The sequence below is a fragment of the Streptomyces sp. NPDC051207 genome (genome assembly GCF_040682395.1).
Classification (GTDB): domain Bacteria; phylum Actinomycetota; class Actinomycetes; order Streptomycetales; family Streptomycetaceae; genus Streptomyces.
The window spans coordinates 1-13,855 of record NZ_JBFBAX010000015.1 but is presented as its reverse complement, the minus strand read 5'-3'; the positions used below and the strand labels follow the sequence as shown (position 1 = coordinate 13,855).

Sequence of the window (13,855 nt, the reverse complement as noted above, 5' to 3'; positions counted from 1 at the left end):
GCTCTGTCCCTATTGACTTCGATACTTGAAGGAATAGTCTCGGCAACGTTGCTTTCACCTTCAGGTACCTCAGGTGGCACCTGGAAGGGCTGACCCCCCACCCGGCGACGCTGCCGGGGCCCGAGGAGTACACGTGACCAGCACAGCGCAGGCACCCGCGTCAGGAGCCGGGACGGCTCACCCCGAACATCTCGGGCACGTCATCTTCATCGCGGCGGCGGCCGCGATGGGCGGTTTCCTCTTCGGCTACGACAGTTCCGTGATCAACGGCGCCGTCGAGGCCGTCCGGGACCGCTACGACATCGGCTCCGCGGCGCTGGCCCAGGTCATCGCCGTCGCCCTGATCGGATGTGCCGTCGGCGCCGCCACCGCCGGCCGCACGGCCGACCGCATCGGCCGGATCCGGAGCATGCAGATCGCCGCGGTCCTGTTCACCGTCAGCGCCGTCGGCTCGGCCCTGCCCTTCACGTTGTGGGACCTCGCTTTCTGGCGGGTCGTCGGCGGCTTCGCCATCGGCATGGCCTCCGTGATCGGCCCGGCCTACATCGCCGAGGTCGCCCCGCCCGCCTACCGCGGCCGGCTCGGCTCCTTCCAGCAGGCCGCGATCGTCGTCGGCATCGCCGTCTCCCAGCTCGTCAACTGGGGCCTGCTCCACGCCGCCGACGGCGACCAGCGCGGTGAGCTGATGGGCCTGGAGGCCTGGCAGGTCATGCTCGGCGTCATGGTCGTCCCGGCCGTCCTCTACGGCCTGCTCTCCTTCGTCATACCCGAGTCCCCCCGCTTCCTGATCTCCGTGGGCGAGCACGAGCGCGCCCGCGAGATCCTCGGCGAGGTCGAGGGCACGGCGATCGACCTCGACGCGCGCGTCGCCGAGATCGAGAACGCCATGCAGAGCGAGCACAAGTCGTCCTTCAAGGACCTGCTCGGCGGCAGCTTCCTCTTCAAGCCGATCGTCTGGGTCGGCATCGGCCTGTCGGTCTTCCAGCAGTTCGTGGGCATCAACGTCGCGTTCTACTACTCCTCGACGCTGTGGCAGTCGGTCGGCGTCGACCCGACGGACTCGTTCTTCTACTCCTTCACCACGTCGATCATCAACATCGTCGGCACCGTCATCGCCATGATCTTCGTGGACCGCCTCGGCCGCCGCCCGCTCGCGATCATCGGCTCCGTCGGCATGGTGATCGGCCTCGCCCTGGAGGCGTGGGCGTTCTCCTTCGACCTGGTCGACGGCAGGCTGCCGGAAACGCAGGGCTGGGTCGCCCTGATCGCCGCCCACGTGTTCGTGCTGTTCTTCGCCCTGTCGTGGGGTGTGGTCGTCTGGGTCATGCTCGGCGAGATGTTCCCGAACCGGATCCGCGCCGCCGCCCTCGGAGTGGCCGCCGCCGCGCAGTGGATCGCCAACTGGGCCATCACCGCGAGCTTCCCGTCGCTGGCCGACTGGAACCTGTCCGTCACGTACGTCATCTACACCGTCTTCGCCGCGCTGTCCGTCCCGTTCGTCCTGAAGTTCGTCAAGGAGACGAAGGGCAAGACCCTGGAGGAGATGGGCTGAGCCCCACCTCGCCCGCGCGGCACGGCACGCGCGGGCGAGGTGCCCGGCGGTGCCCATGACTGATACTGGACGGGTTATGGAAATCGTCATCCTTGCTGTAGTCATCGCCGTGGTCGTGCTCGGCGCGCTCGGCGGGCTCGTCGTCGGCAGCCGCCGGAAGAAGACGCTGCCCCCGCCGCCGCCCGCCGCCCCCGACATCACCGCCCCTCCGGCCGAACCGCACGTCGGCGACGAGGCCGAGACGCCGCGCGACGAACCGCGCCGGACCATAGAGGAGGTGGACCTGCCGGGCGGCGGCTCGACGATCGCCGTCGGGGAACCACCCGTCGAAGAACTCCCGGCCCTCGAGATCGAGGTCCCGGAGCCCACCGCGGGGCGCCTGGTGCGCCTGCGCGCCCGGTTGTCCCGCTCGCAGAACGCCCTCGGCAAGGGACTGCTCACGCTGCTGTCCCGCGAGCACCTCGACGAGGACACCTGGGAGGAGATCGAGGACACGCTGCTCACCGCCGACGTCGGCGTGCAGCCCACCCAGGAACTGGTCGAGCGGCTGCGCGAGCGGGTCAAGGTGCTCGGCACCCGCACCCCGCAGGAGCTGCGCGCCCTGCTGCGTGAGGAACTGCTCACGCTGGTCGGCCCCGACATGGACCGCGCGGTCAAGACCGAGCCCGCCACCGGCGGACCCGGCGTCGTGATGGTCGTCGGCGTCAACGGCACCGGCAAGACCACCACCACCGGCAAGCTCGCCCGCGTCCTGGTGGCCGACGGGCGCAGTGTCGTCCTCGGCGCCGCCGACACCTTCCGCGCCGCCGCCGCCGACCAGCTGCAGACCTGGGGCGAGCGGGTCGGTGCCCACACCGTGCGCGGCCCGGAGGCCGGTGACCCCGCCTCCGTCGCCTTCGACGCGGTCAAGGAGGGCAAGGAGTTCGGCGCGGACGTCGTCCTCATCGACACCGCCGGCCGGCTCCACACCAAGACCGGACTCATGGACGAGCTCGGCAAGGTCAAGCGCGTCGTGGAGAAGCAGGCCCCGCTGGACGAGGTGCTGCTCGTGCTGGACGCGACCACCGGCCAGAACGGCCTGGTCCAGGCCCGTGTCTTCGCCGAGGTCGTGGACATCACCGGCATCGTGCTCACCAAGCTGGACGGCACCGCCAAGGGCGGCATCGTCGTCGCCGTGCAGCGCGAGCTGGGCGTCCCGGTCAAGCTCGTGGGTCTCGGCGAGGGCGCCGACGACCTCGCGCCGTTCGAGCCGGAGGCGTTCGTCGACGCGCTCATCGGAGAATGAGCCACCCCCGCACCACCGTGGACGACGACAGGCGCCCGCCCCCGAGAGCACCTTCGGGGACGGGCGCTTCGCCGTCGGCGCCGCGGACGCGCCGCGGGTGTTACGCCCGCGACCGGTGCGCCACGTACGCCAGCGTGCCCAGCAGCAGCCGGGCCGCCGGCGGCTTCGACGCCGAGTCCAGGGCGGGGGAGCGCAGCCAGCGCACCGGCCCGCGCCCCCCGCGGTCCGACGGCGGGGCCGTGACGTACGTACCGGCGCCGAGGCCGCGCAGGTCGAGGGCGGCCGGGTCGTCCCAGCCCATGCGGTAGAGCAGCTCGGGCAGTCGGGCGGCGGCGCCGGGGGCGACGAAGAAGTGGGCGCGGCCCTCGGGGGTGGCGATGACCGGGCCCAGCGGCAGGCCCATGCGCTCCAGCCGGGCCAGCGCGCGGCGCCCGGCGGCCTCGGCGACCTCGATCACGTCGAAGGTCCGGCCGACCGGCAGCAGCACCGAGGCGCCGGGGAAGGCCGACCAGGCCCGGGTCACCTCGTCCAGCGTGGCACCCGCGGGCACTTCCGGCGCGAAGTCCAGCGGGTGCGCGCCCGGTGCCCGGCAGTCGTCCCGGCCGCAGGAGCAGGCGCCCGCGGCGGCCCGGGCGCCGGGCACCACGTCCCAGCCCCACAGCCCGGTGAACTCGGCCACGGCGGTGCACTCCGAGGAGCGGCCGCGGCGGCGTGTGCCGGACCGGATGTCACGGATGCCCCGGCTGCTGCCGATCGTGAAGCCCATACCCCCTCCAACGGGTCCGGCGCACCGATGGTTACGAGTCGGATGCGGAACGTGACTGCCTGTCCTCAAACTCCCCGTTGTCGCCTCGTTGTCGCGCGACACGGGTGGCGCCTTGGGGTGTTCGGGGTGGCACGTTCGGCCGCGCGCGCCCCTCGGTGCACCGTTCCCTCTACTTCTGACTGTCCGGTGTCAAGTCAATCGGATGCGGGCGGGGGTGAGTTCATTCGAAGGGGTGGCGAATGGTGGCGTTTCCGGGTTCGCCGTGGCTGAGTGCGTGATCGTAGGATTACTTTTAGTGCACGAGGCCTGGGGGCACATGCCTTTCCGGGTATGCCGGAGGCAAGGCGACCGTCCGTTCGAAGGGTGACAACCGGCGGACGGGAAGACCCGGTCACCGGCATTCTGATAGGGCTTGGCGCACTCGACGGCACAGTGGTCTCAGGGATGGGGGCGTTCCAGTGAGCGGCAACGGCGGTAACGCGACGAACGCGGACAAGCGCCCCAATGAGCTGCTCACCTCGTGGTTCGTCCGCAGCGGCTGGTCCAAGGGCGAGCTCGCCCGCCAAGTCAACCGCCGCGCACGCCAGATGGGCGCCAACCACATCTCCACCGACACCTCACGGGTGCGCCGCTGGCTGGACGGCGAGAACCCCCGCGAGCCCATCCCCAGGATCCTGTCCGAGCTGTTCTCCGAGCGCTTCGGCGTCGTGGTCTCCGTCGAGGACCTCGGACTGCGCAGCACTCGCAGGCCGCCCTCCGTGACCGGCGTCGACCTGCCCTGGACGGCCCCGCAGACCGTGGCCCACCTCAGCGAGTTCTCGCGCAGCGACCTGATGCTGGCGCGGCGCGGCTTCCTCGGGAGCTCGCTGGCCCTGTCCGCGGGGCCGTCCCTCATCGAGCCCATGCAGCGCTGGCTCGTGCCCGCGCCGTCCGGCCCGGCGCGCGAGCCCCGGTCGGAGCCCACCACCCGCTCCCGCGGCCGGCTCTCCAGGCCCGAGCTGGACCTGCTGGAGACCACCACGGTGATGTTCCGGCAGTGGGACGCCCAGTGCGGCGGAGGGCTGCGCCGCAAGGCGGTCGTCGGCCAGCTGCACGAGGTGACCGACCTGCTCCAGGAGCCCCAGCCCGAGGAGACCGCCCGCAAACTGTTCAAGGTCGCCGCCGAACTGGCCGAACTGGCCGGCTGGATGTCGTACGACATCGGGCTCCAGCCCACCGCGCAGAAGTACTTCGTCCTCGCGCTGCACGCCGCGAAGGAGGCGGGCGACCGGCCGCTCGGCTCGTACATCCTCTCCAGCATGAGCCGCCAGATGATCCATCTCGGGCGGCCCGACGACGCCCTGGAGCTGATCCACCTCGCGCAGTACGGCAGCCGGGACTGCGCGAGCCCGCGCACCCAGTCGATGCTGTATGCGATGGAGGCCCGCGCCTACGCCAACATGGGCCAGCCCGGCAAGTGCAAGCGGGCGGTCCGGATGGCCGAGGACATCTTCTCCGAGGCCGACGAGTGGGACGAGCCGGACCCCGACTGGATCCGCTTCTTCTCCGAGGCCGAGCTGCACGGCGAGAACTCCCACTCGTTCCGCGACCTCGCCTACGTCGCGGGCCGCAGCCCCACCTACGCGTCCCTGGCCGAGCCGCTGATGCGGCGGGCCGTGGAGCTGTTCGCGCAGGACGGCGAGCACCAGCGGTCCTACGCGCTGAACCTCATCGGCATGGCCACCGTGCACCTCCTCCAGCGCGAGCCCGAGCAGAGCGCGATCCTCGCCCAACAGGCCATGGAAGTGGCCAAAAAGGTCCGCTCCGAGCGCGTCAACACTCGTATCCGAAAGACGGTCGACACGGCCGTACGCGACTTCGGCGACCTCGCCGACGTCGTGGACCTCACCCAGCGGCTCGCCGCGGAGCTGCCGGAGACCGCCGAAGCGGTCTGACCACCCCGAACCCCGGCCGCGGCCGGCCCTCCCGAACTGCCCGACTCGGCTCCCCCACGCCAAGTCGTCGGAAGGCCGACCGCGGCCGGTTCGCATCCCCCGTGGTGCCCCTTCGCTGGGAAGGTTGCGCCACGATAACGATCCGGCGACCCGGGATCAGGCAGTTCACCGAGGCGTAACACTCGCACCGCCTTCGTCACGGCGGCGAAACAACGAGGGGCTTCCACCGAAACGGCGCTGCGCCAATCTCATGGCGCATAACCGGCCCACCCCTCAATCCGCTCAGGCTTCGCCCGCACGGGGCCGTACCAATGACGAGGAGACGCCGATGGCATCAGCCGCCATCACGCTTGCGGCGGACGCACCCACGCTGTCGTCCGCCAACACAGGCTTCATGCTCATCTGTTCCGCCCTGGTGATGCTCATGACCCCGGGCCTGGCCTTCTTCTACGGAGGCATGGTCCGCGTCAAAAGCACCCTGAACATGCTGATGATGAGCTTCATCAGCCTGGGCATCGTCACCGTCCTGTGGGTGCTCTACGGCTTCTCCATGGCCTTCGGCACGGACTCCGGCAGCATCGTCGGCTGGAATTCCGACTGGGTGGGCCTGAGCAACATCGGCCTGACGCAGCTGTGGGACGGATACACCATCCCCGTCTTCGTCTTCCTGGTCTTCCAGCTGATGTTCGCGATCATCACCCCGGCCCTGATCAGCGGCGCCCTCGCGGACCGCGTCAAGTTCACCGCCTGGGCGCTGTTCGTCGCCCTGTGGGCCACCGTCGTCTACTTCCCGGTCGCCCACTGGGTGTGGGGCGCCGGAGGCTGGGCCTTCGAGCTGGGCGTCATCGACTTCGCCGGCGGTACGGCCGTCCACATCAACGCCGGTGCCGCCGCCCTCGGTGTCATCCTGGTGATCGGCAAGCGCGTCGGCTTCAAGAAGGACCCGATGCGCCCGCACAGCCTGCCGCTGGTCATGCTCGGCGCCGGTCTGCTGTGGTTCGGCTGGTTCGGCTTCAACGCCGGCTCCTGGCTCGGCAACGACGACGGCGTCGGCGCGCTGATGTTCGTCAACACGCAGGTCGCCACCGCCGCCGCCGTCCTCGGCTGGCTCGCCTACGAGAAGATCCGCCACGGCGCGTTCACCACGCTGGGCGCCGCCTCCGGTGCCGTCGCCGGCCTGGTCGCCATCACCCCGGCGGGCGGCGCGGTCTCCCCGCTCGGCGCCATCGCGGTCGGCGTCGTCGCCGGTGTGCTGTGCGCCATGGCGGTCGGTCTGAAGTACCGGTTCGGCTACGACGACTCCCTCGACGTCGTCGGCGTCCACCTCGTCGGCGGCATCCTCGGCTCCCTGCTCGTCGGCTTCTTCGCCACCGGCAAGGGCCAGTCCGACGTCGCGGGCCTCTTCTACGGCGGCGGCCTGGACCAGTTCTGGAAGCAGTGCGCCGGTGTCTTCGGCGTCCTCGCCTACTCGCTGGTCGTCTCCGCGATCCTCGCCTTCCTCCTCGACAAGACCATCGGCATGCGGGTCACCGAGGACGAGGAGATCGCCGGCATCGACCAGGCCGAGCACGCCGAGACCGCATACGACTTCAGCGGCGCCGGCGGAGGTACCGCCGCCCGGACCGCCGCCCCCGCCCCCGTCGCCGGTGCCGAGAGCAAGAAGGTGGACGCATGAAGCTCATCACCGCCGTCGTCAAGCCGCACCGGCTCGACGAGATCAAGGAAGCCCTCCAGGCCTTCGGGGTCCACGGCCTGACGGTCACCGAGGCCAGCGGCTACGGCCGGCAGCGGGGACACACCGAGGTCTACCGCGGCGCCGAGTACACCGTCGACCTGGTCCCCAAGATCCGCATCGAGGTGCTGGTCGAGGACGACGACGCCGAGCAGCTGATCGACGTCGTCGTCAAGGCGGCCCGTACCGGCAAGATCGGTGACGGCAAGGTCTGGTCCGTCCCCGTCGACACGGCCGTACGGGTCCGGACCGGCGAGCGCGGCCCGGACGCGCTGTAGGACAGACGCGCTGCAGGACAACGGAACAGGAGTCGCCGGGTGACGAGCACGGACGTGCACAACGAAGCAGAGGAACCGGGACCCGGCGGCTACGCGGCGGCCCGGCTGCGCCTCCTCACCGAGGAGGCGCGGTCCGGGCCGCCGCGCCGCGCGGCCCTGTCCGAACTGACCGACGGCTGGCTGGGCGGCCTGTTCGCCGCCGCCGGGCCACTGCCCGGCGCCAGCCTGGTCGCCGTCGGCGGATACGGCCGCGGCGAGCTGTCCCCGCGCAGCGACCTGGACCTGCTCCTGCTGCACGACGGCAGCGACCCCAAGGCCGTCGCCGCCCTCGCCGACCGCCTCTGGTACCCCGTGTGGGACCTCGGCCTCGACCTCGACCACTCCGTGCGGACCCCCGCCGAGGCCCGCAGGACGGCCGGCGAGGACCTCAAGGCCCAGCTCGGCCTGCTGGACGCCCGGCACCTCGCCGGCGACCTCGGCCTCACCGCCGCCCTGCGCACCGCGGTCCTCGCCGACTGGCGCAACCAGGCCCCCAAACGCCTGCCCGAACTGCAGGAACTGTGCGCCGGACGCGCCGAACGCCAGGGCGAACTCCAGTACCTCCTGGAACCCGACCTGAAGGAGGCCCGCGGCGGCCTGCGCGACGCCACCGCCCTGCGCGCCGTCGCCGCGTCCTGGCTCGCCGACGCCCCGCGCGAGGGCCTCGCCGACGCCCGGCGCCGCCTCCTCGACGTCCGCGACGCGCTGCACCTGACCACCGGGCGCGCCACCGACCGGCTCGCGCTCCAGGAACAGGACCAGGTGGCCGCCGAACTCGGCCTCCTCGACGCCGACGCCCTGCTGCGGCAGGTGTACGAGGCAGCACGCGTCATCTCGTACGCCAGCGACGTCACCTGGCGCGAGGTCGGGCGCGTGCTGCGGGCGCGGTCCGTGCGGCCGAGGCTGCGCAAACTGACGAGGGAGCGCGGCGACTTCCTCCGACGGGTGGTGACGGGCGACGGGAGGGCACCCGGCGCCGGCAAGCCCGCCACCGAGCGCTCCCCGCTCGCCGAGGGCGTCGTGGAACAGGACGGCGAAGTGGTGCTCGCCCGCGCCGCACGCCCCGAACGCGACCCCGTGCTCCCCCTGCGTGCCGCAGCCGCCGCCGCGCAGGCCGGGCTGCCGCTCTCCCTGCACGCCGTGCGCCGCATGGCGGCCACCGTGCGCCCGCTGCCGACGCCCTGGCCCGCCGAGGCCCGCGAGCAGCTGGTCACCCTGCTCGGCTCCGGGCGCCCGACCGTCGAGGTGTGGGAAGCCCTGGAGGCCGAGGGTGTGATCACCCGCCTGCTGCCCGACTGGGAGCGGGTCCGCTGCCGCCCGCAGCGCAACGCCGTGCACGTGTGGACCGTCGACCGGCACCTCATCGAGACGGCCGTGCGCGCCTCCGAGTTCACCCGCCGCGTCAGCCGCCCCGACCTGCTGCTCGTCGCCGCGCTGCTGCACGACATCGGCAAGGGCTGGCCCGGCGACCACTCCGTCGCCGGGGAGATCATCGCCCGGGACGTCGCCGCGCGCATCGGCTTCGACCGCGCGGACGTCGCCGTGCTCGCCGCCCTCGTACGCCACCACCTCCTGCTCGTGGAGACCGCCACCCGGCGCGACCTGGAGGACCCGGCCACCGTCCGCGCGGTCGCCGACGCCGTCGGCTCGCAGAGCACCCTGGAACTGCTGCACGCCCTCACCGAGGCGGACGCCCTGGCCACCGGCCCGGCCGCCTGGTCGTCCTGGCGCGGCTCCCTCGTCACCGACCTGGTCAAACGGGTCTCCGCGGTGCTCGCCGGCGACGTTTCCCCCGAGCCGGAGAGCGCCGCGCCGACCGCCGAGCAGGAACGCCTCGCCCTGGAGGCCGCCGCCACCGGCAGCCCCGTCCTGTCCCTGCGGGCCCAGACCGAACCGCCCGCCGAGCCCGCCCCGGGCCAGGAGCGGTCCGGGGACCCGGAGCCGCTCGGCGTCGAACTGCTCATCGCCGTGCCCGACCAGCCGGGCGTGCTGCCCGCGGTCGCCGGCGTGCTCGCCCTGCACCGGCTGACCGTACGGACCGCCGAGCTGCGGGCCGTGGACCTGCCCGACGGCGTGGACGGCTCGGTCGTCCTGCTGGACTGGCGGGTCGCCGCCGAGTACGGCTCCCTGCCGCAGGCCGCCCGGCTGCGCGCCGACCTGGTCCGCGCCCTGGACGGCTCCCTGGACATCGCGGGCCGCCTCGCCGAACGCGACGCCGCCTACCCGCGCCGCCGGGGCGTCGTCGCGCCGCCGCCCCGCGTCACCGTCCACCCGGCCGCCTCCCGGCTGGCCACGGTCATCGAGGTCCGCGCCCAGGACGCGCCGGGGCTGCTGTTCCGCATCGGCCGCGCCCTGGAGGACGCCGACGTGCGGATGCGCAGCGCGCACGTGTCCACCCTCGGCGCCAACGCCGTGGACGCCTTCTACGTCACCGGGGCCGAGGGCGCCCCCCTGCCCGCGGAGGAGGCGTCGGCGGTGGCCCGGAAACTGGAGGAGACCCTGCGAGGATGAGCCGGACCCGGTGACTTGCCCGGCGGGATACCCTGGAGGGCGATTCATTCGCCTGTCACCGACCCCGAGGACCGCGAGCGCCGTGTTCGATACTCTTTCCGATCGCCTTTCAGCGACTTTCAGGAACCTGCGCGGCAAGGGACGGCTGTCCGAAGCGGACATCGACGCCACTGCGCGCGACATCCGCATCGCGCTCCTCGAAGCGGACGTGGCGCTGCCCGTCGTGCGCTCCTTCATCAAGAGCGTGAAGGAACGCGCCCTCGGGTCGGAAGTCTCCAAGGCCCTCAACCCGGCCCAGCAGTTCATCAAGATCGTCAATGACGAGCTGGTGACCATCCTCGGCGGCGAGACGCGCCGGCTGCGCTTCGCCAAGCAGCCGCCGACCGTCATCATGCTGGCCGGTCTCCAGGGTGCCGGTAAGACCACCCTCGCGGGCAAGCTCGGCCGCTGGCTGAAGGAGCAGGGCCACTCCCCGCTGCTGGTCGCCTGCGACCTCCAGCGCCCCAACGCCGTCAACCAGCTCAGCGTCGTGGCCGAGCGCGCCGGCGTGGCCGTCTACGCGCCCGAGCCGGGCAACGGCGTGGGCGACCCGGTGAAGGTCGCCAAGGACTCCATCGAGCACGCGAAGTCCAAGGTCCACGACATCGTCATCGTGGACACCGCCGGCCGCCTCGGCATCGACCAGGAGATGATGCGGCAGGCCGCGGACATCCGCGACGCGGTCTCCCCGGACGAGATCCTGTTCGTCGTCGACGCGATGATCGGCCAGGACGCGGTCAACACCGCCGAGTCCTTCCGCGACGGCGTCGGCTTCGACGGCGTGGTGCTGTCCAAGCTGGACGGCGACGCCCGCGGCGGTGCCGCCCTGTCGATCGCCTCGGTGACCGGCAAGCCGATCATGTTCGCGTCGAACGGCGAGAAGCTCGAGGACTTCGACGCCTTCCACCCGGACCGGATGGCCTCCCGCATCCTCGACATGGGTGACCTGCTCACCCTGATCGAGCAGGCGGAGAAGACGTTCAGCCAGGAAGAGGCCGAGAAAATGGCCTCCAAGCTGGCGTCCAAGAAGGGCCAGGAATTCACCCTGGACGACTTCCTGGCCCAGATGGAGCAGGTCAGGAAGATGGGCTCCATCTCGAAGCTCCTCGGGATGCTGCCCGGCATGGGCCAGATCAAGGACCAGATCCAGAACCTGGACGAGCGGGACGTCGACCGCACGGCCGCGATCATCAAGTCGATGACGCCGGCCGAGCGCCAGGACCCCACGATCATCAACGGCTCGCGGCGCGCCCGTATCGCCAAGGGCTCCGGCGTCGAGGTGGGCGCCGTGAAGAACCTGGTCGAGCGGTTCTTCGAGGCCCGCAAGATGATGTCCCGCATGGCCCAGGGTGGCGGCATGCCCGGGATGCCCGGGGTGCCGGGCATGGGCGGCGGCCCCGGCCGCTCCAAGAAGCAGCCGAAGAAGGCCAAGGGCAAGCAGCGCTCCGGCAACCCGATGAAGCGCAAGCAGCAGGAGCAGGAGGAGGCCGCCCGCCGGGCCGCCGCCGCGCAGGGCGGCAACGCCTTCGGGCTGCCGCAGCAGGCCGCCCAGGACTTCGAGCTGCCGGACGAGTTCAAGAAGTTCATGGGCTGACCGCCCGCGTGTCACGCCACTGGGGGCGCCCTCGTCGTGAGGGGCGCCCCCAGCGGCGTACGGGCCGGAAGCCGTCCGGCCGGCCGGTGGGTCAGGGTGTGCGGGCGATGAGGTAGCGGAACACGTTCGGCATCCACACCGTGCCGTCCGCCCGCCGGTACGCGTGCAGCGCCTCCGACAGCTCCTTGTCCACCTGCTCCCGGTCGGTCGCCACGATCGCCGCGTCGAACAGCCCCGTCGACAGCAGCCCCCGCATCGCGCTGTCCACGTCGGCGTACCCGAAGGGGCAGGACACCCGGCCGGAACCGTCCGGCCGCAGGCCCGCCCGCTGCGCGACCTCCTCCAGGTCGTCCCGCAGCGCCGGGCGCCAGCTGCCCGCGCTGCGCAGCGGGTCCGCCAGCTTCGTCGCCACCCGGAACACGGTGGACGTGGCGCAGCGCTCCGGCGGGCCCCAGCCCGCCAGCACCACGGGCGCACCGCGCGCGACCAGCGGCGTCGCCTCCTCGATCAGCTCGCCGAGCCCTTCCGAGTCGCCCGCCAGGCAGCCGATCGGCTCGAAGGCCGTCACCAGCGTGTACGCGGGCATCCGCGCGTCGGCCGTGTCCCCGGGGGTGCCGTCGACGACCCGGGTCGCGGCACGCGCGCGCGTGTCCCGTGCCTGCGGCTGCAGCCGCTCCCGGGCCAGGTCGAGCCGTTCGGGGGAGGATGAGTCCACGCCGGTGACCGCGGCGCCGCGGGTGGCCGCCATGAGGAGGGCGAGCCCGGAACCGCAGCCGAGGCCGAGGAGCCGCGTGTCCGAGCCCACGTCGAGTCTCTGGTAGACGGCCTCGTAGAGCGGCACCAGCATCCGTTCCTGGATTTCCGACCAGTCACGCGCGCGTGCACGCCGGTCCACGCCGGGTACCGGCCCTGCGTGTCGCGGATGCTGCCGCACGAGCGTACGTGTCATGAAAGCGCCCCAATCCGCCGAGAGTTGCCGTTGTGCCCTGTACCGGCCCCCGTGCCATGCGCTCGCCCCCCGTAAGCCAGGAAACTCCGAGCGCGACCCCGCGTCCAGTGGAAGGGGGTGCCGGCTTGCTGAATCCGTGGGAAAGCGGCGAGATTTCACATTCCGGCAACCTGGACGGTTCCGGCCAACCTCCCGCGGGCGGGCCGGTTCGGGGAACCGGTGACGTACCGGGTAACGTCGCAGTTGTCGCGTGCGCTGGGTGAGAAGAGGCCGTTCCGGTGCCAGAGCGACCGAATCGCCTCTTGCGCAGGCGTGGAGCGCAGTCGCCCCGGTGCGCGGACCGACGGCTACGCGCCGGGTCGTATGTTGAACTACGTACCGTCTTGTGGTGAGCTGCGAGGCTTCTCCGCAGATCAGCGCACCCGCCCTCGTCGCTACGCATCAGTCGCAACTGACGGGTACGTGCAAATTATTTGAGATGCCCCGGAATAGGAACACGGGGGCACCCCGGCTCGTTGTCATTACGTGAGCACGACACAGACACCACCTGTACTCGCCGCAGAGCTGGCACAGGCGTGGGCCGACATCCAGCGGTACCACCCCGAGTTGCCGGATCTAGCCGCGCCAGAGTCCCTGATCGGGGAGTCGTCGTCCGCCTGCGGTCACGAGCTCTCCTTCGAGCGGCTGCTGCACGAAGCAGTCCACGGCATCGCCGCCGCCCGCGGAGTGCGCGACACGTCCCGGGCCGGCCGCTACCACAACCGCCGCTTCCTCTCGATCGCCGAGGAACTGGGCCTGGACCATCCCGAGGAGCCGCATCCCAGCAGCGGCTTCTCCCTGGTCTCGCTCACGCCCGAGGCGAAGCGCCGTTACCGGCCGACGATCGAGCGCCTCCAGCGGGCCCTGAAGGCCCACACGGCGGCGACGGCGTCCGACACCGCCCGCAGCTTCCGCGGCCCCGCCGCCCGGCACGGCTCCTCCGGCGGAGGTGTCCGCGTCAAGGCGGTCTGCGACTGCGGGCGCAACGTCCGGGTCGTTCCCTCGGTCCTGGCACAGGCCCCCATCGTGTGCGGCGGCTGCGCGGCCGTACGCCCGCGTTCCTCAGGCCCCGGACGAGGGCCGGGGACGTCTCGCGGGAGACGTCGGCCAGCGCCAGCAGGCCCGCGAACTCCAGGT

At 71.9% G+C, this 13,855-nt stretch carries 9 protein-coding genes and 1 pseudogene; 8 read left to right on the top strand and 2 right to left on the bottom strand.

The window, feature by feature from the left end; translation table 11 throughout:
* Positions 1–133 precede the first annotated feature (133 nt).
* Complete coding sequence (locus AB0M97_RS16620; protein ID WP_365961582.1) at positions 134–1,552, top strand: sugar porter family MFS transporter; 1,419 nt, start codon at positions 134–136, stop codon at positions 1,550–1,552.
* Between the two features lie 76 nt (positions 1,553–1,628).
* The gene (ftsY, locus tag AB0M97_RS16615) at positions 1,629–2,837 is read left to right on the top strand and encodes a signal recognition particle-docking protein FtsY (RefSeq protein ID WP_365961581.1); all 1,209 of its coding nucleotides are present in this window, start codon (positions 1,629–1,631) and stop codon (positions 2,835–2,837) included.
* A gap of 100 nt (positions 2,838–2,937) precedes the next feature.
* On the opposite strand, the gene AB0M97_RS16610 is transcribed toward ftsY, so the two are convergent.
* Positions 2,938–3,603, bottom strand: coding sequence for a bifunctional DNA primase/polymerase (locus tag AB0M97_RS16610; RefSeq protein ID WP_365961580.1), 666 nt, complete (start codon positions 3,601–3,603; stop codon positions 2,938–2,940).
* Positions 3,604–4,061: 458 nt separating this feature from the next.
* On the opposite strand from AB0M97_RS16610, the gene AB0M97_RS16605 reads away from it, so the two are divergent.
* From AB0M97_RS16605 to ffh, 5 genes are all read left to right on the top strand, one after another.
* Positions 4,062–5,537, top strand: a complete 1,476-nt coding sequence (locus AB0M97_RS16605; protein WP_365961579.1) for a hypothetical protein — start codon at positions 4,062–4,064, stop codon at positions 5,535–5,537.
* A 328-nt stretch (positions 5,538–5,865) separates the two neighbouring features.
* Positions 5,866–7,212: an ammonium transporter gene (locus AB0M97_RS16600; protein WP_365961578.1), complete on the top strand. Its 1,347-nt coding sequence runs from the start codon at positions 5,866–5,868 to the stop codon at positions 7,210–7,212.
* Positions 7,209–7,547, top strand: coding sequence for a P-II family nitrogen regulator (locus tag AB0M97_RS16595; protein WP_142192909.1), 339 nt, complete (start codon positions 7,209–7,211; stop codon positions 7,545–7,547). The genes AB0M97_RS16600 and AB0M97_RS16595 overlap by 4 nt, the downstream gene beginning before the upstream one ends.
* Positions 7,548–7,586: 39 nt before the next feature.
* Complete coding sequence (locus tag AB0M97_RS16590; protein ID WP_365961577.1) at positions 7,587–10,097, top strand: [protein-PII] uridylyltransferase; 2,511 nt, start codon at positions 7,587–7,589, stop codon at positions 10,095–10,097.
* Positions 10,098–10,179: 82 nt separating this feature from the next.
* On the top strand, positions 10,180–11,730 hold the full coding sequence (ffh, locus tag AB0M97_RS16585) for a signal recognition particle protein (RefSeq protein WP_365961576.1): 1,551 nt from the start codon (positions 10,180–10,182) through the stop codon (positions 11,728–11,730).
* A gap of 91 nt (positions 11,731–11,821) precedes the next feature.
* On the opposite strand, the gene AB0M97_RS16580 is transcribed toward ffh, so the two are convergent.
* Positions 11,822–12,679: an SAM-dependent methyltransferase gene (locus AB0M97_RS16580; RefSeq protein ID WP_365961575.1), complete on the bottom strand. Its 858-nt coding sequence runs from the start codon at positions 12,677–12,679 to the stop codon at positions 11,822–11,824.
* A 525-nt stretch (positions 12,680–13,204) separates the two neighbouring features.
* Here AB0M97_RS16580 and AB0M97_RS16575 point away from each other — a divergent pair.
* A pseudogene (locus AB0M97_RS16575) lies at positions 13,205–13,759 on the top strand (hypothetical protein); the annotation flags it as partial.
* Positions 13,760–13,855 lie beyond the last annotated feature (96 nt).

Excerpts from the sequence above, each read along its gene's own strand:
- AB0M97_RS16595 (WP_142192909.1), top strand. The coding sequence starts at position 7,209 with ATGAAGCTCATCACCGCCGTCGTCAAGCCGCACCGGCTCGACGAGATC.
- AB0M97_RS16580 (WP_365961575.1), bottom strand. The coding sequence starts at position 12,679 with ATGACACGTACGCTCGTGCGGCAGCATCCGCGACACGCAGGGCCGGTA.
- ftsY (WP_365961581.1), top strand. The coding sequence starts at position 1,629 with ATGGAAATCGTCATCCTTGCTGTAGTCATCGCCGTGGTCGTGCTCGGC.
- AB0M97_RS16610 (WP_365961580.1), bottom strand. The coding sequence starts at position 3,603 with ATGGGCTTCACGATCGGCAGCAGCCGGGGCATCCGTGACATCCGGTCC.
- AB0M97_RS16600 (WP_365961578.1), top strand. The coding sequence starts at position 5,866 with ATGGCATCAGCCGCCATCACGCTTGCGGCGGACGCACCCACGCTGTCG.